Source organism: Streptosporangium canum, assembly GCF_900113865.1.
Taxonomy (GTDB): Bacteria; Actinomycetota; Actinomycetes; order Streptosporangiales; family Streptosporangiaceae; genus Streptosporangium; species Streptosporangium canum.
This window is the reverse complement of record NZ_FOQY01000005.1, coordinates 31,372-52,447: the sequence shown is the minus strand read 5'-3', so window position 1 is coordinate 52,447 and position 21,076 is coordinate 31,372. Positions and strand designations below refer to the sequence as shown.

Annotated in this window: 26 protein-coding genes; 20 read left to right on the top strand and 6 right to left on the bottom strand. The window is 64.9% G+C overall.

Annotation, left to right across the window (positions count from 1 at the left end; translation table 11 throughout):
• The first annotated feature begins 65 nt into the window (after nt 1-65).
• The 20 genes from BM085_RS09025 to BM085_RS08930 all read left to right on the top strand — a co-directional run bounded on the left by BM085_RS09025 (nt 66) and on the right by BM085_RS08930 (nt 17,522).
• Nucleotides 66-659, top strand: coding sequence for a hypothetical protein (locus BM085_RS09025; RefSeq protein ID WP_093886564.1), 594 nt, complete (start codon nt 66-68; stop codon nt 657-659).
• A 68-nt stretch (nt 660-727) separates the two neighbouring features.
• Nucleotides 728-1,744 carry a phage major capsid protein gene (locus tag BM085_RS09020; protein ID WP_093886563.1) on the top strand — a complete coding sequence of 339 codons (1,017 nt, stop codon included), beginning with the start codon at nt 728-730 and terminating at the stop codon, nt 1,742-1,744.
• Nucleotides 1,745-1,808: 64 nt separating this feature from the next.
• The gene (locus BM085_RS09015) at nt 1,809-2,192 is read left to right on the top strand and encodes a hypothetical protein (protein ID WP_093886562.1); all 384 of its coding nucleotides are present in this window, start codon (nt 1,809-1,811) and stop codon (nt 2,190-2,192) included.
• A gap of 47 nt (nt 2,193-2,239) precedes the next feature.
• Nucleotides 2,240-2,557 (top strand): hypothetical protein, encoded by a 318-nt coding sequence (locus BM085_RS09010; RefSeq protein ID WP_143120860.1) that lies wholly within the window; start codon nt 2,240-2,242, stop codon nt 2,555-2,557.
• Nucleotides 2,558-2,565: 8 nt separating this feature from the next.
• Nucleotides 2,566-2,847, top strand: a complete 282-nt coding sequence (locus BM085_RS09005) for a hypothetical protein (RefSeq protein ID WP_093886560.1) — start codon at nt 2,566-2,568, stop codon at nt 2,845-2,847.
• Complete coding sequence (locus BM085_RS09000) at nt 2,847-3,278, top strand: hypothetical protein (RefSeq protein ID WP_093886559.1); 432 nt, start codon at nt 2,847-2,849, stop codon at nt 3,276-3,278. The genes BM085_RS09005 and BM085_RS09000 overlap by 1 nt, the downstream gene beginning before the upstream one ends.
• Before the next feature lie 53 nt (nt 3,279-3,331).
• Nucleotides 3,332-4,180, top strand: coding sequence for a phage tail tube protein (locus BM085_RS08995; protein ID WP_093886558.1), 849 nt, complete (start codon nt 3,332-3,334; stop codon nt 4,178-4,180).
• Between the two features lie 125 nt (nt 4,181-4,305).
• Nucleotides 4,306-4,647, top strand: a complete 342-nt coding sequence (locus BM085_RS08990; protein WP_093886557.1) for a phage tail assembly protein — start codon at nt 4,306-4,308, stop codon at nt 4,645-4,647.
• A gap of 146 nt (nt 4,648-4,793) precedes the next feature.
• A complete protein-coding gene (locus BM085_RS08985; RefSeq protein ID WP_093886556.1) occupies nt 4,794-5,078 on the top strand; it encodes a hypothetical protein in 285 nt (94 codons plus the stop codon).
• Between the two features lie 18 nt (nt 5,079-5,096).
• Nucleotides 5,097-8,294 carry a hypothetical protein gene (locus tag BM085_RS08980; RefSeq protein WP_093886555.1) on the top strand — a complete coding sequence of 1,066 codons (3,198 nt, stop codon included), beginning with the start codon at nt 5,097-5,099 and terminating at the stop codon, nt 8,292-8,294.
• An 84-nt stretch (nt 8,295-8,378) separates the two neighbouring features.
• On the top strand, nt 8,379-9,434 hold the full coding sequence (locus BM085_RS08975; protein ID WP_093886554.1) for a hypothetical protein: 1,056 nt from the start codon (nt 8,379-8,381) through the stop codon (nt 9,432-9,434).
• A gap of 2 nt (nt 9,435-9,436) precedes the next feature.
• A complete protein-coding gene (locus tag BM085_RS08970; RefSeq protein WP_093886553.1) occupies nt 9,437-10,990 on the top strand; it encodes a Gp37-like protein in 1,554 nt (517 codons plus the stop codon).
• The gene (locus BM085_RS08965) at nt 10,987-12,264 is read left to right on the top strand and encodes a hypothetical protein (RefSeq protein WP_093886552.1); all 1,278 of its coding nucleotides are present in this window, start codon (nt 10,987-10,989) and stop codon (nt 12,262-12,264) included. The genes BM085_RS08970 and BM085_RS08965 overlap by 4 nt, the downstream gene beginning before the upstream one ends.
• Nucleotides 12,265-12,353: 89 nt before the next feature.
• Nucleotides 12,354-13,427, top strand: coding sequence for a hypothetical protein (locus BM085_RS08960; protein ID WP_143120858.1), 1,074 nt, complete (start codon nt 12,354-12,356; stop codon nt 13,425-13,427).
• 4 nt (nt 13,428-13,431) lie between these two features.
• Nucleotides 13,432-13,737, top strand: coding sequence for a hypothetical protein (locus BM085_RS08955; protein ID WP_093886550.1), 306 nt, complete (start codon nt 13,432-13,434; stop codon nt 13,735-13,737).
• A 64-nt stretch (nt 13,738-13,801) separates the two neighbouring features.
• The gene (locus tag BM085_RS08950; RefSeq protein ID WP_093886549.1) at nt 13,802-14,794 is read left to right on the top strand and encodes a peptidoglycan-binding protein; all 993 of its coding nucleotides are present in this window, start codon (nt 13,802-13,804) and stop codon (nt 14,792-14,794) included.
• 15 nt (nt 14,795-14,809) lie between these two features.
• A complete protein-coding gene (locus BM085_RS08945; protein ID WP_093886548.1) occupies nt 14,810-15,244 on the top strand; it encodes a hypothetical protein in 435 nt (144 codons plus the stop codon).
• A gap of 99 nt (nt 15,245-15,343) precedes the next feature.
• Nucleotides 15,344-15,673: a hypothetical protein gene (locus BM085_RS08940; RefSeq protein WP_218158662.1), complete on the top strand. Its 330-nt coding sequence runs from the start codon at nt 15,344-15,346 to the stop codon at nt 15,671-15,673.
• Complete coding sequence (locus tag BM085_RS08935) at nt 15,666-16,841, top strand: collagen-like domain-containing protein (RefSeq protein ID WP_093886546.1); 1,176 nt, start codon at nt 15,666-15,668, stop codon at nt 16,839-16,841. The genes BM085_RS08940 and BM085_RS08935 overlap by 8 nt, the downstream gene beginning before the upstream one ends.
• Nucleotides 16,842-16,850: 9 nt before the next feature.
• Complete coding sequence (locus BM085_RS08930) at nt 16,851-17,522, top strand: hypothetical protein (protein ID WP_143120857.1); 672 nt, start codon at nt 16,851-16,853, stop codon at nt 17,520-17,522.
• A 69-nt stretch (nt 17,523-17,591) separates the two neighbouring features.
• On the opposite strand, the gene BM085_RS42820 is transcribed toward BM085_RS08930, so the two are convergent.
• The 6 genes from BM085_RS42820 to BM085_RS08905 all read right to left on the bottom strand — a co-directional run bounded on the left by BM085_RS42820 (nt 17,592) and on the right by BM085_RS08905 (nt 21,003).
• Nucleotides 17,592-17,939 carry a hypothetical protein gene (locus BM085_RS42820; protein ID WP_143120856.1) on the bottom strand — a complete coding sequence of 116 codons (348 nt, stop codon included), beginning with the start codon at nt 17,937-17,939 and terminating at the stop codon, nt 17,592-17,594.
• 56 nt (nt 17,940-17,995) lie between these two features.
• A complete protein-coding gene (locus BM085_RS08925) occupies nt 17,996-18,196 on the bottom strand; it encodes a hypothetical protein (RefSeq protein ID WP_143120855.1) in 201 nt (66 codons plus the stop codon).
• A gap of 75 nt (nt 18,197-18,271) precedes the next feature.
• Nucleotides 18,272-18,814 (bottom strand): hypothetical protein, encoded by a 543-nt coding sequence (locus BM085_RS08920; protein WP_143120854.1) that lies wholly within the window; start codon nt 18,812-18,814, stop codon nt 18,272-18,274.
• 136 nt (nt 18,815-18,950) lie between these two features.
• Nucleotides 18,951-19,403 carry a hypothetical protein gene (locus BM085_RS08915; RefSeq protein ID WP_093886542.1) on the bottom strand — a complete coding sequence of 151 codons (453 nt, stop codon included), beginning with the start codon at nt 19,401-19,403 and terminating at the stop codon, nt 18,951-18,953.
• Nucleotides 19,400-19,651 (bottom strand): hypothetical protein, encoded by a 252-nt coding sequence (locus BM085_RS08910; protein ID WP_093886541.1) that lies wholly within the window; start codon nt 19,649-19,651, stop codon nt 19,400-19,402. The genes BM085_RS08915 and BM085_RS08910 overlap by 4 nt, the downstream gene beginning before the upstream one ends.
• A gap of 95 nt (nt 19,652-19,746) precedes the next feature.
• Nucleotides 19,747-21,003 (bottom strand): DUF3987 domain-containing protein, encoded by a 1,257-nt coding sequence (locus BM085_RS08905; RefSeq protein ID WP_093886540.1) that lies wholly within the window; start codon nt 21,001-21,003, stop codon nt 19,747-19,749.
• Nucleotides 21,004-21,076 lie beyond the last annotated feature (73 nt).

Here is a 21,076-nt window from a genome sequence, read left to right as displayed (position 1 = left end):
GCCAGCCCTAGCCGACATGGTCAGGGCTTTTTGCATTCCCCAATCCGACATGGAGAAGGACACCGATGGACGACAACCAGAACCAGCCGCCCTCCGACCAGAACACTCCCCCGGCTCCACCCTCCCCCAATCAGGGGGTTGGTAGCGACGCTGACACGGACTGGGAGGCGGAGGCCAAGAAGTGGAAGCACTTCGCCAGGACGCATGAGGCCAACTGGGAGAAGGCTTCCAAGGAGCTGGAGAAGCTGAACGAGGCCAACATGACCGACGCTGAGCGTACGGTCGCTGAGGCCAAGGAGCTGGGCCGCCGTGAGGCCCTGGAGTCCGTCGCAAAGCAGCGTGCGCAGGACAAGTTGGAGACGGCTGCTGCCAAGGCCGGCGTGGATCTCACGCCCGTCCTTGAAGCGCTCGATGTCTCCAAGTTCGTCGCCGAAGGCGACGTCAACGCACAGGCGATCAACAACTTCGTCGCACAGGTCGCCAGCCAATTCGCCCCTCCCAAGGGGCCCAAGTTCGCCCAGGGGCTCGGCATCGGCCCGCAGGGCTCTAGCGCAGCAGGCCAGCTCACCCGAGCGGACCTGCCAAGCATGTCTCCTCGCGAGATCGCTCAGGCCCGTAAGGACGGTCGCCTGGACGCCGTGTTGCGCGGCGAAAACTAACCCCCCGCATACCGGGCCCATGGCAGCACGCCGTGGGCCTTTTGTATGCCCAGAACTAAGGACATCCCTTGGCAACCACCTTCACCAACGGCCTTTACAAGGACGGCGGTGCGCGTCTCACCAACGGCACGGCCGGCGTCTTCGTCCCCGAGGTCTGGAGCGCTCAGCTCCTGACGGACACTGAGGACCAGCTCGTCCTCGGCAACCTCTTCGGTACCTCCACGTACGAGGGCGAGTTCAAGCGCGAGGGCGACGTAATCCGCATCCCGCACTTCCGCGACACCGTCGTGGACAAGGGCGTTGTGCCTGCGTACGGCTCCATCGGCACGGCTGACAAGGCTGAGCTGGAGTACATCAAGATGCAGGTGGCCAAGGGCTCCAGCTTCCACTTCGAGGTGGACTCCCTCCACCAGCTCCAGACCAAGCAGGGCGTGGACCTCATGAGCGAGCTGGTCCGCCAGCGGGCTCGTAAGACCGCTCTGGCGCTCGACGCGCTGGTGGCCACCGCCATCGTTCAGGGCTCGATCGAGACCGCCGCAGCCTCGGGTCTGGGCAAGGACGCCAACAGCGACGGCGGCACCGCCGCGCTCCACGGCCTGGTCGAGTCGGTCGCCCTGGGCACCGGGGCCACCGCCCGCTACAACCAGATCGTTGACATGCTCGCGCTGCTCGACGACGCCAACAGCGAGGGTGAGCGGTTCCTGGTCATCGGCACCTCGGTTCGTTCCGAGATCCTGAAGATGAAGGAGTTCATCGACGCGAGCCACTGGGGTGGTACTCCCATCATGGTGAACGGCTTCGTCGGCTCCGTCCTGGGCGTCCCGGTGGTCGTCTCCAACACCGTTGGTGCTCGCGTCGCCCGCAAGGGCAAGCAGGCGCTGTTCGGCCAGACCCACACCGCCGCCACCTCCGTGGACATGATCCTCGGCACGCGGGGTTCGGTCGCTGCGGTCATCCCGAACATCGACATGGACACCTACAAGCCGGAGGCGAAGTTCACCGACGCCGTCAAGGCCCGCGTCCACTACGACGCCAAGGTGATCGCCCCGGCCGAGATCGTCGTGGGCACGCCGGCCACCCCCTGAGCCCCACTGGTTGGGCCCCCGGCTTGAGGTCGGGGGCCTGGCCCCTGCTCGATTGGAGACACCCATGCTGATGTCGGTTGCCGACATCGAGGCGCGCACCGGGCAGGTGTATGAGGACGAGCGGCTGGATCAGGTCAACGCCTACATCACCGATGTGACCGCACTGGTGGAGTCGTTCCTGGGGCGCACCTACGACACCGCCACCCCTCCGGCCGCCGTGAGGGCGGTCGCCTGCCTGGAGGTGATCCGATATCTAAACACTGACCCCGGAATTGCTGCTGACCGGGTCGGTGACCTGTCCACCAACTACGCCTACGGCGGGTCGGTGGTCGCACTGTCGAGCGACGTCAAGACGGCGCTTCGGCCGTTTAAGTGGCGCAGTGGTCTGGGCTCGATCCAGGTCATCAGCCACCTCGTTCCCCCTCCGGCCGAGGGGAGCCCTCCGTGATTCTCGACAGGGCCCCGGAGCCAGTCAAGATTTTCAAGACCGAGTGGGTGTCTGACGGGTACGGCGGCGGCAAGAGCCCCGTCTCCTCCAGCTCCTTCATCTCGGCCAACGCGTTCCTCCTGCCGACCGGTTTCGCCGGAGCCGGCTGGGCGGCCAACATGCGTCTTGCCTCCCAGGGCTGGGCTGACACCGCCCGAGTCACGGTCGTCATCAAGTGGTCGCCCAAGCTCGCCGAGCTGGGCCAGTGGTCCCAGATTGAGGCACAGGGCCGCATCTGGACGGTCGTCCAGGACCCCAAGCGCTGGAGAACCCGGCGCACGGACTACATCACCGCGCTGTGCGAGCTGAAGGGCGGCACCCCTTGAGCTACTCAGTGGACCCCAGGGTCGCAGAGATCGTGGCCGGCCTGGAGGGTGTGCATGCCGAGGTCATCTCAACCGCCCAACGAGGCGCGAGGTTGCTGAAGAAGAACATCAGGAACCGCACCGGGGCAATGGCGCGCAGCGTCAGGGCCGAGGCACTGGGAGACAAGGACGCCTTCTTCGGTATCGGCGACGAGGGCGCGATCGGCTACAACTTCGGCCACCACAACACCTGGTCCGATACGGACATCTCTGGCAGCCGCGTGATTGAAAGAACTATCGGGGAGATGTGATGATCCCTGACCCAGAGAAGGCGATCATCGCTGCCCTGCACCACTACATGCCCGAGCTGCTCACGCAGGCCGGCTCCCGCGTCTACAGCCAGGCCCCCGAAGACTGGGACAAGCAGAACTTCCTGGTGGTGCGTGCCACCCCAGGCGGCGCTTCCAGGCAGCCGCACCTCTACAGCACGTGCTACTTCGAGATCGAGTCGTTCGCGTCGTCGCGCGGTGAGGCTTCTCGCCTGGCCCGCCAATCCGGAGTCGCCATGGAGAAGGCCGCTCGGGAGAACTTCCGCTACATCGACGGCCCCGAGATGGGCTACCTGTTCCGCTTCCGCGAGGTCAACGCGCCCAGCCGCATCTACGACGGCCTGAGCAGCAAGCACGGCGACACCTACATGTTCCAGGGGACCTACCAGATCTCCACCCGCCCGCTGCGCTGAAGCCCTTCTTTCTTCTTCATCCCCCTGCATGCATATAGGAGATTGGTAACTCAATGGCTCCCACCTACCTGACCAAGGACCCGGTCCTCGTCCCGAACACCGGCTATGTGTTCGTTGCCCCCGAGGGCACTCCCAAGCCCACCCTGCCGCTGGACATCCGCAACCTGCGCACCCTGCGCGAGAGCGTCGGCGTCTCCTGGGCATCGATCGGCAACACCTCGCTGGAGAACGGCATCGCCCACGAGTCCGAGGGCGACGACGCGGAGGTTTTGGGGACCTGGCAGAACCCGGCCCTGCGGACGACCAACCCGCCGAAGGTCTACACGGTCACCCTGGCGCTGGCCGACTTCACCACGGAGACCTACAAGCTCTACTACGGCGGCGGCACCGTGGCGGCCGATGGGTCGTTCGTGATCCCGTCCGTGCCGGCCTCCTCCACCAAGGCGATGCTCGTCGTCGCGGTAGACGGTGACCGTCACGTGGTCGAGTACTACGAGCGGGTCTCGATGATCGGCTCCGATGGCGTCACCTACGACCCGGCCGCGCTGAGCGAGATGCCGGTCAAGGCGACCATCCTCGGAGGCTCCAACGGCCTGGGCGAGATCAGCCCGGTCATGTGGGGCAAGGCGGTCGTGATCACCCCGCCGACCCTGGACACCGTGACCCCGGCCACGGCTGCGCCCGGCGCGACGATCCAGCTCACCGGTACCAACCTGACCGCTCCGCTCACCGTGTGGTTCGGCGTCTACGAGGGCACCAACGTGATCACCTCGCCGCTGGGCACTCAGGTCACCGTCACGGTCCCGGACCCGGTCGAGACCGGCGACGTGGCCGTTCAGGTGAAGGTCGAGAACAACTTCGGTGAGTCCGCCGAGAAGCCCTTCACCATCGACCAGTCCTAACCCCCCTCAGCTTGGGCGCGGCCTCGAAACCCGCCCAGGCACCGAGCCTCGCCGCACGCGTTGGGAATGGCCGTGCGGCGGGGCTTCGCCATTCCCACCATTCCCACGTATGCAAAGGAGCCCCCGTGGCTGTTCTGAGGTATGAGGACCTGGTCGAAGAGGTCGAGCGTGAGACGGCCGACAAGGGCCTGCCGTTCCTCGCCAAGGACGGTAAGACCGTCATCCTGCGGCCGATCATGCTGCTGGGCAAGGAGGAGCTGAAGGTCGTCCAGGCCCTCCTGAAGGTCATCGGTGACGACACGGCCGACACCTTCGCCCGGATCGACGCGATGGAGAACATGCTCATCGCCGCCGCCGACAAGAAGGACTCGCTGAAGAAGTCCCTGGCCGACCTGCCCCCGCAGATCCGTACCAAGGTCTTCAACGCCTGGATGGAGGCCGGTAAGGGCCCGGAAGCCTCCGCCTGATCGACCTCATCGACAGCCACGGGGATGAGCTGTTCGCCGATTTCCTGCGGTTCTACCAACTGGACCTGCGGGACCTTCGCCGCGGACTGCTCTCCCCCACGCTGGCCCTGGCTCTGATCAGGCATCTCCCAATCGACTCCGCCTATGTGACCGCGCTACGCGGCCCGGAGTACGCCGGCTGGGACCGGCACGCCTACGTGATGGCGGACCTCTACGACGCCTTCAACGCCTTGACCTACCTCTACCAGGCAGCGCACAGCGACAAGCCGAAGAAGGTCAAGCCGCTCCCGCCCTACCCCCGTCCCGGCGTGGTGGTCGAGGAGAAGGCCACCCAACCCAACGCATTGCTTGCCCGATTGCGGGGCGAGGACGCCCCTGCGCCCGTGCTCGGGCCTGGCTCGAAGATCCCTCTTCCTCCTCCTCGCCCCTGAGCCAGATGGAGGAAACACATGGCGGGGAGTCCTGCGCGCAAGGAAGTTGGGCGCGTCGGGGTCAAGGTCGTTCCGGACACCAGCGACTTCGGTAAGGAGCTGAAGGCAGAGCTTGCCCGATGGTCCAACGAGAAGATCAGCGTCGAGGTCGAAGCCGACCTTGCCACGTTTGAAGCGGACCTGAAGAAGTCTCTGACCGACCGAACGCTTGACGTCGAAGTTGAGCTTCAGACGGCCAAGGCCGAAGCGGCGTTGCAGACGTTCCTACGGAACCGCAACATCAGCGTCCAGCTCGACCTTGACACCAGCGCGGCCAGCGCCCGCATCGCGAGCATCACCAAGGCCGACTCCAAGACGATCAACATTGACGTCGATGCCGGCGCGGCTGAGGCCCGGATCAAGGAACTCACCCGGCCCGAGACCAAGACGATCAATATCGATGTCGATAAGACCTCCCTGTCTTCGGTCTCCAACGAGGTCTCCTCGATCGGCAGCAAGGTCGGAGGCATCTTCGACGGGCTCTCCGGGGCCGTTGGCAAGGTCGTGTCGGGGATCGCCACGCTGGCCTCCACCGCAGGGGGTGCCTTCTCCGGGCTGATCAGCAGCGGCGGAATTGCCCAGGACGCACTGGGCAAGGTCGGTGGTGCGGTCGCAGGTATCGCGTCCGGCATCCTCCAGCTCGGCGCGGGCGCCGCTGTCATGGCGGCGATCGTGACGCTACTCGGCACGATCGTCACAGCCGCCGGTGCGGCAGCCATCGCGATCGGTGGCGTGCTGGTCGGTGTGGCCGGCTTGCTCGCCATTCCGCTGATCCTCGCCGGGGTGGTCTACAGCTTCATGCAGTCCTCCAAGGAGCTGAAGGAGGAGTGGGACGCACTCATCGGTGACTTCACCGATGCCTTCCGAACCTCGATCCAGCCGATGCTGGACGAGATCGGCAAGCTGGCCACCAAGGCGGCCGACGCCTTGAAGGAAGGCCAGCCGGCCTACGAGGCATGGGCCCGAGCACTGCATGCGGCCTCAGATGCGCTCGGGCCGCTGACCGAGGCCATCGGTGCCTTTGTCGGCAACGCGCTGGTCGGCATGACCACGGCCCTGGCGAACCTGCATGACTCCGGCTTCTGGGAGGGTATCAAGTCCGGGTTCGAGAACCTCGGTCGAGCCTTCGGCGACTTCTTCACGAAGCTGTCGGAGTGGGGCCCCGCCCTCGCGTCGTCGTTCGAGGCGCTCGGGTCCGGCATGGCCGTCCTTCTGCCGTCCCTGGCCAACCTGGCGGGTGCTTTCGCAACGTTTGCGCCCGACGTCATCAATGGGCTAGCCCTCGCCTTTGCGCGGCTTTTCGACGCTTTCGCCGCGAACAAGGAAATCTACGGTGCAGCGGCCCAGGCGTTCGCCGACGCCCTGGTGAGCATGGCCCCGGCCCTGGAGGCTGTGGCTGCGGCCTTCGCCCTGATGGCTCCGGACGTCTTGGCTACCTTGGCTGTTGCGGTCGCCTCCTTCGCTGAAACGCTGTCCAATCCGGCGGTTGCCGAGGGTTTGACCAACCTGACCACCGGTTTGATCAACTTCGGTTCAGCAGCGGCTGAGGCTGCCGCGACGATGGCCGCCAACCTCGGTAACGCCGGCCAGCAACTGGCGGACTTCGTCGATGGGATCAACGGCACTCTCCAGCACACCTCCACCGTCACCACCGAGCACCTGAAGGGCCTGGTTGACCAGGCCGACTCCACCAAGGAGGCCGCAGACAACCTCCAGCGGCAGCTCCAGGTGACCTTCGGCACGGCGGTCGCCGAAGCGGTGAACAAGATGCGCGAGCTTCGCACCTCTTGGCAGGAGAGCATCGACAGCCTGGTGGAGACCGGGCAGACCGGATCAGCTCAGCTAAACGAGACCTTCCGGACGCAGTTCCTCGGCCTGCTGAACACGATCGAGTTCACCGGCACTGAGCTGGACTCCAAGTGGGTCGCCGCGATGCAGTCGCTGATCACGGCCACCCAGTCCTCAGGTGACCCTCTGGCCGCGTCCATGGGCGCGAACATGCAGAAGATCCTGACCGTTCTTCAGGAGGCCGGCCCCCAGGGCATCGCCCAGGTTCAGGCCATGCTCCAGGGGATGACGGACCAGGTTCAGGCAGCCCAGATCGCCCAGATGATGGGCCTCAAGATGGGCGAGACGAACCAGCAGATCACCACCGGTGTAGACACGGCGAAGGAGAGCTTCTCCAAGCTCCCCCAGGTGATGCAGGAGGTCATCAACTCCTCCCGAACCCCGGAGGAGCTGGCGGCCAAGCTGTCCCAGATGAACACCATCATCGGGCAGAAGGCCACCGAGGGCGCGAACGAGTTCAAGAAGCTGCCCGATGGGATGAACCAGGCGGTGCTGTCGGAGAACGTCTCCACCGGCATCACCGGGATCATGACGAAGATCAACACTGCGGTGACCACCGGAGTGGAGACGGCCAAGACCTCCTTCGCACAGCTCCCCGTGGGCCTGGCCTCAGTGGTCACTTCGGACGCCTCGATCGTGGCCGGCATCACCGGCCAGATGACTAAGGTGAACTCCGAGATCACAACGGGCGTCAACCTGTCGGTCGTGGCTTTCAAGAAGCTGCCGACCGAGATGAACGCTGCCGCCACGGCTGACCAGACACCGGCCACGGTGAAGGCGAACATGGCGAAGGTGCTGGAGAGCATCACCACCTCCGTCACCCAGGCCGTGGCGAAGTTCAAGGAGATGGCCACCCAGGCTGCCTCGCACGGGCAACTGTCAGGCTTCGTCTCGGCGATCCAGTCGGCGATGTCCCAGGCCAGGGAAGCCGTCGCTTCGGCGGTGGCGGACATCATCGCCTCCCTGGAGAGCTTGAACCAGACCTTCCAAGGCCCGACCATCACCGCACCTCAGGTGGAGGGCGGCGGAGGTGGTGGAGGTGGGCAGGAGCCTTCCTTCGCCCCCGAGTCAGCCCCCATGGGGATGATGCTGATGGCAGAGCCGGTGGCAGTGAAGGCGCTGGACTCCAGTGCCGAGCCTCTGGCCACGCTGGCGGCTGGGGTGGCCACCTACATCAGCGCGGTCAGGTCGTCCGACAAACAGCCGGCCTCCGAAGGGTCCGGGGTAACCAAGGTCTACAACATCACGGTCAACGCCGCCCCGAACGTCCCCACCGAGGAGTCTCTCCGCAGGCAACTGTCCTACGCCGACACCCTCTACGAGAAATAAGTAAGTAACTCCCCCCACCCCCTTGATGGGCCCTGGCCGACTCCGGCCGGGGCCCTTCTTTCTTCCTGCCCAGGAGGTCTGCCCGTGCTGTTTCAGCCCACCGTCGTGCAGTTGCGGGGAGTGGACGGAAGCCTCTACACCCTGACCGATGAGGGCTCCACCGGGGCAGCCGTCCTGCTACAGCCCGGAGCCAAGGGGTTGGATGCGCCGGCCTTCGACACCAAGGCCGACGAGTACCCGGCCATCGATGGCGGCTTCTACCGGTTCGCCCGAGCCCCCATCCGCGAGATCTTCCTGCCCCTCACGATCACCGGCACGACCAGGGCAGAGATGATGGCGCTCAAGCGCCGCTTCATCGCCAGCCTCAACCCGAAGCGGGGGCTCATCTCCCTCCAGACGATCGAGTACACCCAGGTCGGCAAATCTCTGGTGGCCGAGACTCCCCGAGCTATCACCGGCTACTACGTCAGCGGCATGGAGGGCGGAGAGGGGACCGAGGACGGCGTCCACTGGGCCAAGTACGGCCTGGTGATGCGTACGCCGCACCCGTACTTCCAACACACGAGCCGCGCCATCGCCACCTTCCAGGTGTACGACCTGGTTCGCCCCTTCGTCGACCCGCCCGAGGGCGCACAGCCGTTCCTCAGCGTGGACGGGACGACCCCAGGCAAGGGCCTTGGCCTGTCTTCCACCCCGATCTGGGTCAACGACATCGACCTGGAAAACCCTGGAGATGTCGAGGCTCAGCCTCGCTGGGAAATCCGCGGGCCCCTGTCCTCTCGACTGTCACTGGTCCGCAAGGACGACGACGGCAACACCGTGGCTGAGCTTCGGCTGTCCGCGTCGCTCACCATCGCCACCGGAGAGGTCATGGTCATCGAGACCACCAAGGGCTCCCAGTACATCCGCATCTACCCGGCGCGCGAGATCGGCATCGAATACGACCCGCTCGGAGGTCGCTCGATGTGGTGGGCGCTGGACATCGCCTCCGACATGTGGGCGCTCCAGCCGGGCCTCAACCACATATCCCTCGTCATCGACAAGCCCACCGGCATGACCCCCGAGCAGGAGACCGCCTGGGAGGCTGCCAACCAACCGAACGTCGTGGCGACCTACCTGCCCTCCTTCATGGGAATCTGATCATGCGCAACTTCCGAGTCTTCGTTAGGGAGTCTCTGTTCCCCCGCACCAAGGCGGAGGGCGGCGACGACCTGGCCCCGCTCGTCATCGTCGGCGAAGCCGACGCCCACACCAAGTTCGAGGCGATTGTCCGCCACAACGCTGTCGGCTCATGGACCATGACCATCCCGGCCGGCCACCCTCAGTCAAGGATGCTGACCCCCGGCCGAGGGATCGTGGTCTTCCAGGAGGGCGTAGCCGAGCCCCTCTTCTCCGGACCCATCCGGCAGCTCAAGAAGATATGGGGCTCCCAGGATGCCGGGGCCGGCACGGTGGAGGTAACCGGGGTCGACGACAACTGCTTGATGGCTGAGCGCCTGGCCTGGACCAACCCCAAGGCCGATATTCACCTGGCCTCCGCGTTCAGGTACTGGAAGATGAATCCGATCTGGCCCAACGTGGCCGAGGTGCTACGCAATCTGTTCCTGGAGAACACTCAGGGCCAGCCGATGCGCCGCCTGGAGCGGCTGTTCATCCCCGGCCCGGAGTCCACGGCGGACCTCCTCGGAGACGACACCTCCAGAAGCGCCCAGATCATGTTCGACCAGCCCGACCAGCTCGTGGCGATGCTGAGCGCTGTCTACGGCTTCCGTATCCGCTTCATCTGGCACCCGAACCCCGCCGAGGTCGCCTCCAACGGTGACCCTAACGCCACCGGCCCTGGGATTCTGCTCAAGCTGGAACCCATCGCCAACCGCACCAATGAGGTGAGGTTCGGGACCGAGTTCGGAAACCTCCGGGGCTACTCCTACATGACCAAGGCTCCCGAAGCGACCCGGCTGGTGATCGGCACCAAAAACCGGACGTGGACCGAGACGGTGAAGCAACCCACCTTCGGTGACAACGGGCTCGGGGACGGCTACACCTTCACCACGAAGGAGAGGTCCGGCCCAGAGCGGTGGTTCGGCTACTACACCAACCACATGTACGACCCCGACTGGTGGGGCGACCCCTACGAGACGCCGGACGATCTCCAGCACACACTGGCCTGGGCCAACGCGGGTTTCTCCGCCGCTGAAACCGAGTGGGGAGTCACTGCCGAACGTTACAAGGACAAGCGGGACATCCCCTGGATGTGGACGCAGGTCCCAGGTAAGCCCGAAGGCTGGGCAGAGGACCCGCCCCCCTGGACATCGCAGTACCGGCTTCTCCAGGACGAGGTGGAAGCCTTCAACCTCGAATCGGGCCCAGTTGCCTCCATCACGATCGACCCGTTGGAGACCAACAACGTCATGTTCGGCCGGGACTACGGCCTGGGCGATCTGATCCGGGTCATTGTCGACGGCGAGGTGCGAGACGAGGTCGTCCGTGAGGCCCGCCTCAGCTCCACCGTAGAGGCCGGCCCGCTGGTCCAGCCGACCATCGGCACCTTCGGCTCCACCGAAACGCCCTACCTGTACGCAGCAATCCGGGCCCTGTGGGACCGAGTCCATGGCGTGGAGACCCGAGAAGGCCCTGAGCCGCTAGAGGACCTGCCCGACATCACCTGCTCAATTAGGAAGATGGTGTATACGTGACCATCGGGCCCATAACCGCTGAGAGCCGGGGCTGCTACACAGCGGCTGTCGGCAATTACCCGCTAGGCGCTACCGCTTACTTGGTCTCCGCGAAGGTCGACACCACACACTACGTCGAAGTGCAGATCGACGGTTACCGCAAAACCACACCTGTGATTTGGCCGAAGGACGGCGACTCGATCGCCAAGTTCTCCATCGAGATCCCCAACGACGGCCGCTCACACACAGTTCAGATCGTGGACACCGGCAGGCTTGGTACGACTGCGGCGGCAAGTACATCCGTCACGTTGACCTCCGCCTGCCCTGGGGTGCTCAAGGCCGAAGTCGTTGAGACGATTCCGAACCCCACGACCCGCGAAAAGTACGTGACCGTGAAGGTCTCCCACGACGGGGAGACCTCCGGGACTTTCACCGGTCGGCTGCTGATGGACGGCAAGGTGTCCGGCCCCGAGATCACGCTGAGCAACGGCGACTACCAACCCCGGACTATCACCATCCCGGCCGATGGCGGCAAGCATCTCATCGAGGCCGAGACGCGGCTGAACGACGGATGGTTGGGAGCCACGGCGTTCCTGTGGTTCGTAGTGCAGGCCGACTCCCTCGGGGGCGGCCCGTTGCCGATCTCTCAGGAGACCTCCCAGTTCTTTCCCGGAGACACCGTCATCATCCAGGCCATAGACGACGCTCGGCCGCTGGCCACCGATGGCAGCGAGTGGGTGAAGCTGGACTACGCGCCCAAGGACACGACGGGGCTGTGGAAGCCCGTGGGAGATGGCCTGTTCCGACCGGACGAAGAGGGCTTCTGGTTCGCAACCCTCAAAACCAATCCGACCGACTTCCCGGCAGGCTCTCAGTGGGCTATCGCGGTCAGGAAAGTCCGCAAACACCAGCCGACCTACGGGACGCTTAACCACTTCACCATGATTGCCGGGCCCCCCGATCCGGTACCCCCATTGGCAGCGCCAATCATCGCGGGCCCGCTGAACCACAACCAACGAGCATCCACCTGGATGGAACTCTTCGGCACGGGCCTGCCCGGATCTGATCTGATATTCGAGGTCACTCGCGTCACTGAATGGGGGAACGCCACCCAAGTGCCGCAGCGGACCACGGTCAAGAGAGATGGCACCTGGCGGACCCACGTATACAGCGAACAGTCCACTAAGCCCCTGCCCTACAAGATCCTGCGGTATCGGGCCAAGGCCGTCATGGGCGGTCAGGAGAGCCCCTTCTCCAACAGCCTCGACGTCACCTGGCACTACCCCCTTCGCTAAGGACTAAGGAGTCCACCTTGACCATGCCACCTCCCCCCAGTACCGAGCACGGTTGGCCCTTCGCCACCGGGCCGGGCCAGGTTGTCTCCGTGCGTGATTGGGAGACCATGGCCAGCACGTGGCAGCTCTCCGGAGTCGTGGGCTACCCCGAGACCAGCGCCAACCCGTCTGACGGCAACCGCGGATTGTTCGCCACGAAGGTCAACGAAACCCAGATCGTGATCCTGCCGGGGGTGGCCACCATCGGCGGACACTACTTCGAGCTGAAGTTGGCCAAGACCTTCGACCTCGACATCACCGGCTCAGGCTGGGATGACACCAACACCAGGCACGACCTGATAACGCTGCGCCTGGACCGTGCCGGGGAGACTTTCCACCTCGTCCAGATCAAGGGCGGAATCGACATGGTGGGTCAGGTTCTCAGCATGGAAGTAGCGGACGAGATCCCGCTCGTCCAGCTCGACATCGTCAAGGACACCGGCCTGACGACCGAACCCTTGGACCGCCGCTGGTTCGTCGGTAAGCAGGTGCGCCCGATCCGAGGCAGCGTGCCGTTCCTGGACCCCGCCCCCTACAACGGGGAATTCGGGGTGGACATCACCAACCACTACCTCGTGGTGGGCTCGAATGGTGCGTGGGTACCGGCCGCGCAGGTGTTCAACAACGACGGCGCATACGGCCCGGCCATCACCGCCCTTCAGGGCAGGGCCACAACCCTGGAGGGTCAGACCGCCTCACTCCAGAGCGACCTCGACACCGCCGAGGCCGGCCTGGCTGCCGCACAGGCCAAGCTCGACCTGATCCCGTTGGGGACCTGGGTGGACGTCACCACTTTTGCCACCGGCCTGGGCAACGTGGTGGCCTCCCCGATCCAGGTACGCCGCCAGGGGGACATCGTCCACATCCGAGGCTCGCTGCGCAGGACGAACGGCACTGCGCTTGCGGCTGCCATCCGGGGAACGACCACCGTCCTTACCCTCCCCCCCGGCTTCTTCCCCTCCGCGACCGTGGCTCTCAGCCTGACCGGCCGTAACGGCACGACCGCCTCCTACTCCCTGTCCGCGCTGATCAACACGGTGGGCGGGATGACCATCCTCACTGACGCAACGGCATCGAACAACCTGCTCACCGTCGACCTGACCGGCTCTTGGATGTTGGGGTGATCGAGTGAACGAGACCGACCCGTACTTGGGGATCGCCCTGGAGAGGTTGCAGCGCCTCGTTGAGGTGGGGTTCGAGAGGACCGGCGGGCAGACTTCGCTCATCCTGCTGCGCCTGGACCAGGGGGACGGCAAGCATGCCGAGCTGGTCAAGCGTGTGGACGAGCTGGAGGACGTCCTGTCCGAGGTGGACAAGAACGCTGTCACCAACACGCAGCTCACCGAGCGAACCCGGCTGATCCTCACCTTCGTAACCGTCTTGGTCGCGGTGGCCAGCTCCATCTTCGCCGCCATCCAACTCTTCAACCCCTGATCAAGAAGAAAGAAGTGCTGGGCCCTGCCAACGGCGGGGTCTTTCTGTTTTGGAGGTCTGCTCGATGACAACCGCCGCCAAGGTGATCGCAGAGGCTCGGGCAGACCTGGGCATGCAGGAGAGACCCCCCAGGTCCAACCTCGTGCCCATCACCCGCGCCTTCGGCCGAATCCCCGGCTACCCCGGAGGGGGCTACGGCTACCCCTGGTGCGCCGCCGCCACATCCATGTGGTGCAAGGCCGCTGGGCTCAAGCCGAACACCGACTACCCGCACACCGCATCCACCATCACCCAGTACAACTGGGCGAGGTCCAACAGGCGCTGGCACTCCACACCCAAGGTGGGGGACCTCGTCCTGTACTCCAAGGGCGGATCGGCCGGCATCTACCACGTCGAGCTGGTGGAGAAGGTGTCAGCCTCTTCCATCACGACCATCGGAGGCAACACCTCCGGGTCCGCCGGGAACGTTCAGGGCGAGGGGGACGGCTGCTACCGCAAGACCATCTCCCTGGGCAACTCCCGTATCTACGGCTACGTCCGCCCCCACTACGCGGGAGCCTCCGACGAGCCGGTCAAGCCCTGGGACGGGAAGACCTTCCCCGGCCACCTGATCCGCAAGGGCGATCGTGGGTCGGAGGTCAAGGCCGTTCAGCGGATGCTCAACGCCTCCGGCGCGAAGCTCACCGTGGACGCAGACTTCGGACCCTCCACCGATCGTGCGGTGAGGGTCTTCCAGCGTGACCACAAGCTGACGGTTGATGGCGTCGTAGGCCGATCCACATGGAAGGCCCTGGCCGGCGTCCCGTCTGATGGGCCTGAAACCACCCCGCCACCTGCGGGTAAGCCGCCCGCGGATTCCCCCCTGAAGGTCGGAGACTCAGGCCCGGAGGTCAAGCGCGTCCGAGACCGGCTGATCGCCCTCGGCTACGTCTACCTCAAGCCCGGCTCGAAGTGGGGCCCGCTTCAGACCGTCGCCGTCATGGACTTCCAGGCCCGCCACCGACTCGGAGTGGACGGCCAGATCGGGCCCGCTACCCGCAAGGCCCTGGGCCTGTAAGGAGGAACACCCCGCGTGGATGTGAACGAGCTTCAGGCCAGCCTGCAAGCCCTGATGGACCAGGACAAGGTCCGTCCCCAGAACCCCCGGCACGAGCCAGAACCGGCTGGCGTGCTGGTCGCTACCGCTCCGGACCCCGACCCCTACGAGCACTACTTCGTGCCCGTGGGCCCCATCCCCAACCAGTTCGACGACCACCTTCTCGAAGACAACGAGGAAGCAGGAGATGTGAAGATCACCAACGCTGCAAACGCTGCCTACCGCGCCAAGCGCACCGGCTACCAGGGCCTGATCGCGTCCGTCCTAGTCGCAGTCGGCGGGGTTCTGACCTCGCTCACCGTTGGCGCGGACATTGACTGGAAGCTTCTGGGCCTGTCCGCCGGCCAGGCGGTCCTCACCGCCGTCATCTCGTTCCTGCACAACGACAAGAGCGCGGGCACCTCTGAGTGACCCCGTAGCAAGAAGAAAGATCTCTCGACCCTCGCCCGCTCGGGCGGGGGTTTTTTCATCCCCTCAAACAGGAGGTTGGAAGTGGCAGGTATCTACCGCTTGAAGATTGACCAGGGCTCAACCGTGAAGCGGGCCCTGCGCTGGCTCCGCAACGGCGTACCGGTGGACCTCACCGGAGCCAAGGCACGTATGGAGATCCGCACGTCCGCAGGCGGGACGCTTCTGCACCGACTGGACACCATCAACGGCGGCCTCGTCCTGGGCGGCACGGACGGCACGATCCAGATCCTCATACCGGCCGCCGCCTCTACGGCCTGGGGGACGCTCCAGGGCGTCTACGACCTTGAGGTGATCTTCCCCGACGAGACCGTGACCCGCCTGATTCAGGGCACCGTCGCGATCTCTGCGGAGGTGACGACCGGTGAGTGACATCGTCGAGATCTCCGAAGAGGGTGTGCTGGGTTTCGAGGCCCCTGACGACACCGTTGAGGTAAACACCCAGGACACGATCGAAACCGTCGAGGTCGGCTACGTGGAGGGCGGTCGAGGCTACAGCGCCTACGAGATCGCCGTCCGGGAGGGCTTCATCGGGACCGAAGCCGAATGGCTCGCATCCCTCAAGGGCCCGGCCGGCGTCGCTGGCCCCGAGGGGCCGGCTGGAGCTCAGGGCCCCCAGGGCGACCAGGGCCCCGCAGGTCCCGCAGGAGTCGAAGGACCCCAGGGCCCTGCCGGTGCTACCGGCCCGGAAGGTCCTGCCGGACCCGAAGGCCCCGCCGGTCCCGCTGGTGAGACTGGCCCGAAGGGTGACGCTGGCCCGCAGGGCATCCAGGGCGTGCCCGGTCTGAAGGGTGATCCGGGAGCTGCCGGTGCGACCGGTGCGCAGGGAGCCAAGGGCGATCAGGGTATCCAGGGACCTCAGGGTCTCCAGGGCGCGAAGGGCGACCCCGGAACTCCGGGTGCTGTCGGCCCGGCTGGTGACATCGGCCCGCAGGGGCCCAAGGGTGACACCGGCTCCACCGGTCCGCAGGGACCGGAAGGCCCTCAGGGGCCTCAGGGAGTCAAGGGTGACCCTGGTGACCAGGGGCCGATCGGTCCGGAAGGCCCGGCAGGTAGCGATGCCAACGTCACCGTCCACGAAGAGGCGCTCGACCCACACCCGCAGTACCTGACTGCGGCGGAGGGGAGCGCGGCTTACTCCGCTGTCGGCCACAACCACGACGCGGCTTACGCGCCGCTGGCTCACACCCACCCGGCGGTCCTGCCCCCGTTCTCCATGACAGGAAACCTCACTGTCGGCGTGGGGGTCTTCCGCATCTACAACGACACCGGAAGGACGCTCACGCTTTCTTCGGTTCGCGCCTCTGTGGGAACCGCACCTACCGGTGCGGCAATCATCATTGACGTCAACATCAATGGGACCACGGTGTTCGGCACTCCGGCCAACCGGCCCACAATCGCGGTTTCCACCAACACGGCGAAGTCCACGGGGATGAGCGTTACCACGCTCGCTGACGGGGCCTATCTGACGGTGGACGTGGACCAGATCGGATCGACGATTCCTGGTGCGAACCTGACCGTTCAGATCACCGCATACTGAGGAGGTTGCATGGCTCTCGCAATTGCGACTTCTCCGGCTACGGTCTCGGGAAATACCGTGGCCAATGTCACCACGGCGTCATTCACCCCACCCAACAACTCGCTGCTAGTGGCGTGCCTGGGGGTGCAGTTCGAGCGGGTCATGACCCTGACCAACTCCGGTGCGGCGCTGGCGTGGACCAAGCGGAGAGAGACCAACACCAACAGCTACACGGCCATCTTCACCGCTCCGCTGGTGACCGGCCGAGCCCTGACGGTTACCGCTACGCCAGACTCGGCCGTCTCTCTCGGCATGAAGCTTTTCGTCGTCACAGGAGCCGACCTGGTCAACCCTGTGGGCGCTGTCGGAGGTGGTGGCGCTGCCGGTGCAACGGCCTCAACGACCGTGACTGCCTACACATCGACAACCGCGAACAGTCTGGGCATCGGCGTTGCCGATGAGTTCCTCGCCGGGACCGTTTCGACGGGTGCAGACGCCACTGGATTCCCGTTCCGAATTGTCGATCAAACCTCCGGCGTCATGCTCTACAAGAATGCCGCGACGGCTACGCCCGGAACCGGCGTAACCATGACGTTCAACGGCTCCGGAGCTGCCAACTACGTTTGGGCCTGGTCGGCGATCGAAATCCTGCCCGTTCCCGTAATTACTCCGTTCACGGGTTGGGGCGTCCCCATCAAGTAGCCCACCTGCGTAGCAAGAAGAAAGAAGCCCCCGGTCTTCGGACCGGGGGCCTTTTTGCGTTTCAGAAGGCTACCCGTTCAGAGGAGACGGTGCCTGCGTAGCTCCGCGCTTCGCGAGGATCTCCTTGACCATGGCATCACACCCGGCCAGGTAGGCATCATCGTCCGCTGGTGACTCAGGCCGGCCGAGGCTCTTACGCACCCGACCATCAGGGCCCTTGAGGTGGCTTAGCCCCTCTTCGCAGGAGGTGAATTCCCGAAGCGACGGCGTCACCATCGTGACCTCGTAGGCCGCTTCCCGACCCTCCTTGTAGAAGGGGTTCGCCTGCGGGTCATGGCCTGTGGCCGTACACCCGATGGCGCCTACTACGAGACACGCCACTTGGCTGAGGAGGAGTAACGGCTTCGCTTTGCCCATAGATCACGAGCGTAGCCGCCACCCCCGACATCACAACCCTCTCTCCCATCTCGGGGTCACTCGAACAGCGTGGACGTGAACTTCAGGGCGTCCACCAGGCCGCTGTCTACGTGCCGGTTGTGGGCGACGATCAGGAACTTGATCAGCCGCTCCAAGTCCTCAGGCTCAGTTGTGAGCGCAGCCGTGGCGGTCATCCCAGACCCGGAGTTCTCGATCACGAACTCGACCAGGCCGCAGTCCTCCTTACGCAGGACCATCAAGTGGCGGGTAACTCCGTCATCGAGCGTCTCATCCACAATTCGGTGCATGATGCCTTCTCTCCTCAACAGGGACTAGCGGGTCTGCCTGACCGCGATCTCTCGGGTAGCAATGGGGTTGGGAACGCCGTGGTCCTCGCCGTACGGCGTCACCAGGAGGTCTCCGCTGACGTTGACGTCCAACGTGTGCGCGTCCACCCACTCCCACACGTTGCGGAGGACGTCGAACCCCCGGAGGGGGCAACCCTCCTCAAAGAACAGCGTCCCGTTCCAGCTCTCCGGGATCGGGTCGTCCCCGGATGCGCGAGGAACGATCGTGAGCGTGAACCGAGTCAGACCCTCGTACGGGTCGTAGCTGAAGGCCAACGGCGCATCGTCAACGAGGTATACATCCTCGCCGTCATCCCAGTAAGACCAGTAGATCCAGCTCACCTCGTGAAGCCCATTGCGCTCTCGGATCTTCATCGAGACGGGGGTCAGATCGGTTGAGCCAGCCTCCTTGATGTAGAAGGCGGTCTTGGACCAGTCGGCCTCCTCGGACGTAAACCGCCCCTCGGCCAGCCCCTGCTGGACCGAGATGTAGTTCGTAACCCACCGGTCGTACTCGTGAGCCGCCATGCTGTTCTCATAGATCTCGAAGATTGAGCGCCCCTGAAGGGACGTGCCACACCCTGACATCGGATACCTCCTGCATAGAGAAGGGCCCGCAGGCGGTCCTGCGAGCCTGAGATGGAGTCGTACTACTGCGGCGCGGTCACTCACTGACCCGCATCGACGGCCAGCGCCACATCAGCGCGGCCAGTTCGTTCGTGGTGGAATCCGCGGGGCCTCTACTCCGGATCGACCAGGTGAACCGAGCCCCGGCATCAGCCAGACCGGTGCAGTGGGCGAGCTGATAGGTCACGTACTCGATGAGATCCCTACGGGCCCGGCCGGCTGGGACTCCGGCCCACTCCTGCCAGTCGCCGGCCTGGACCTCGATGACCACCCGGCACCACATGCTGAGCACCCCGTCGACCACCTCGCGTGGACGCGGGTCCTTCTTCCAGCGGGGCACCGCGCCGCTATCGGCGATGCCGGGCAGCCACCACAACGTGTCGCTGACGTAGTTGGATACGTCCGCACCCACACGGGCGGTATCGATCCCCATTCGCCTGGCCCACGCTTCTTCGGAGACATCCAGCCGGAAGCCAAAGTCCACCTTCATCCGTTGCTGATCCCTGCACGCTCGCAGTGGACCTGCCAACCCTTCTCGAAGTCCAAGCCGAAGTACCGGCCCAGCTCTACGCTGCCGAGGTTGCCGTCCTTGTCGCGCGGGGTGCGCCAGCTAACGAACTGGCCATCCCAGACGGAGAAGGCGAACACGCACCCGGCCCGCCCGTCCTGGCCGGGGGTGTAGTGCAGGACTATTGCGCCATTGTTGAGCGCGGCGCCGAACTTCAAGGTCTCTCCCATGGATGGACTCCCTTCGGTGGTACCTAGCAGACCGCTATGGCGATCTCCCCACCCGACCGGGCCGGACACTTCCGACCCGGTGAGCAGAGGGACCGTCAGGCGACAAGCAGAGGCTTGGGGTCCTGCTCCTGGTCCTCTTCGGCGATCTCCTCAACCCAGGTGAACAGGGTTGCGGGACGTCCACCTTCGGACCGCATCTTGGTGGTCTTGATCTGTACGCAGGCGTCTGTGATCGCCCTGATCTCCGCAGCCCTGACCCGCTGGAACTTGCGGGCAACCTCGGTGCTCGTCGCACCCTCGGGGCCTGCCTCGCGGATGTAGGCGAGAATCCGGGCCGGGATGTCGCTGCCGTCAGACTCCGCTTCAGGCAACGTGTACGTCACCGTCTCCACCATGTAGTGGACCAAGGCCAGAGCCGCATCAAAGTCTGCGACCTTCAGCTCGGTTCGCTTGTCGGCCAGGCAGTACAGCCCGGCGATCCGGATCATGTAGGCCATGGCCCGCTCGGTGTACTGACCCAGCTCCTCGTTACCGGTCGTGAGCGCGTCGCAGATCTCGCGGTGCTTGTGCTCGAAGACCTCCGCGACGTCATCGGGCACCACCAAATCGGTGACCTCCTGGGCGAAGTTGACCATCTGCCGGAACCGGTTCCCGAGCTTCTTGATGATCTCTTCGGGGTTCGGTGTCGCGAACACGGGCAGCTTCTTGCTCTGCATGACCCACACCGGGAAGAACCGGTTGTAGGTGCCACCCGTCGCGTCCTTGGAGCCGCTGATCGCACCCCAGTTCTTCGGCTGCACATGGCCCACGATCGCGACATGGGGCTTCATGATGACCAGGTCCGTCTGGCTGGTCCGGTGGTTGATCGTGGCCCCGTCCCACGCCTTGCGCAGGTAGGTACCGATCTTCGTGTCCCGCTTGCTGTTGGAGATGAATGTGTCCATCTCCTCCTCGATGAAGAGGACCGGGGCAGCCACTCCACGGATTGCGCGCTCTGACAGTTCGGCGGCAAACCCCAGACCGGTAGCCGGGCACCCGTAGACCACGTTGTTGATCCCGAAGGTGCCCAGACCCTCCGTCAGCACCTTCATGGCAATCCCCGTGGCCGTGCCTTTCCGGGCCACCCCCGTAGGCCCGACCAGGACCGGCCAGAAGCTCAGGTTCATTGACCCCTTGCCCGTGCCGACACCGGGAAGGTTGCCCACGGCGGCGGAGAACCCAGCCAGCAAGGTCGTCAGTACACCGACCTTCGAGCCTTCCGTGAACGGGTCCAGCTCGTTCACCATCTTCCCGATGGGCCCGGTGAACATGACCAAGTCCGGTTCCGGCATCTTGTTCGTGAGGTTGCTCATTTTCCAATCTCCTGTTTGAAGTAAGAAGTAAGCACGTCGGTAGAGGTTCGGTAAGGGGCACCCGCGAGGGGTG

What these genes read in the sequence shown, in the direction of transcription:
- BM085_RS09025 (WP_093886564.1), top strand. Translation starts at nt 66, where the DNA reads ATGGACGACAACCAGAACCAGCCGCCCTCCGACCAGAACACTCCCCCG.
- BM085_RS09015 (WP_093886562.1), top strand. Translation starts at nt 1,809, where the DNA reads ATGCTGATGTCGGTTGCCGACATCGAGGCGCGCACCGGGCAGGTGTAT.
- BM085_RS09000 (WP_093886559.1), top strand. Translation starts at nt 2,847, where the DNA reads ATGATCCCTGACCCAGAGAAGGCGATCATCGCTGCCCTGCACCACTAC.
- BM085_RS08995 (WP_093886558.1), top strand. Translation starts at nt 3,332, where the DNA reads ATGGCTCCCACCTACCTGACCAAGGACCCGGTCCTCGTCCCGAACACC.
- BM085_RS08980 (WP_093886555.1), top strand. Translation starts at nt 5,097, where the DNA reads ATGGCGGGGAGTCCTGCGCGCAAGGAAGTTGGGCGCGTCGGGGTCAAG.
- BM085_RS08970 (WP_093886553.1), top strand. Translation starts at nt 9,437, where the DNA reads ATGCGCAACTTCCGAGTCTTCGTTAGGGAGTCTCTGTTCCCCCGCACC.
- BM085_RS08950 (WP_093886549.1), top strand. Translation starts at nt 13,802, where the DNA reads ATGACAACCGCCGCCAAGGTGATCGCAGAGGCTCGGGCAGACCTGGGC.
- BM085_RS08930 (WP_143120857.1), top strand. Translation starts at nt 16,851, where the DNA reads ATGGCTCTCGCAATTGCGACTTCTCCGGCTACGGTCTCGGGAAATACC.
- BM085_RS42820 (WP_143120856.1), bottom strand. Translation starts at nt 17,939, where the DNA reads ATGGGCAAAGCGAAGCCGTTACTCCTCCTCAGCCAAGTGGCGTGTCTC.
- BM085_RS08925 (WP_143120855.1), bottom strand. Translation starts at nt 18,196, where the DNA reads ATGGTCCTGCGTAAGGAGGACTGCGGCCTGGTCGAGTTCGTGATCGAG.
- BM085_RS08920 (WP_143120854.1), bottom strand. Translation starts at nt 18,814, where the DNA reads ATGGCGGCTCACGAGTACGACCGGTGGGTTACGAACTACATCTCGGTC.
- BM085_RS08915 (WP_093886542.1), bottom strand. Translation starts at nt 19,403, where the DNA reads ATGAAGGTGGACTTTGGCTTCCGGCTGGATGTCTCCGAAGAAGCGTGG.
- BM085_RS08910 (WP_093886541.1), bottom strand. Translation starts at nt 19,651, where the DNA reads ATGGGAGAGACCTTGAAGTTCGGCGCCGCGCTCAACAATGGCGCAATA.
- BM085_RS08905 (WP_093886540.1), bottom strand. Translation starts at nt 21,003, where the DNA reads ATGAGCAACCTCACGAACAAGATGCCGGAACCGGACTTGGTCATGTTC.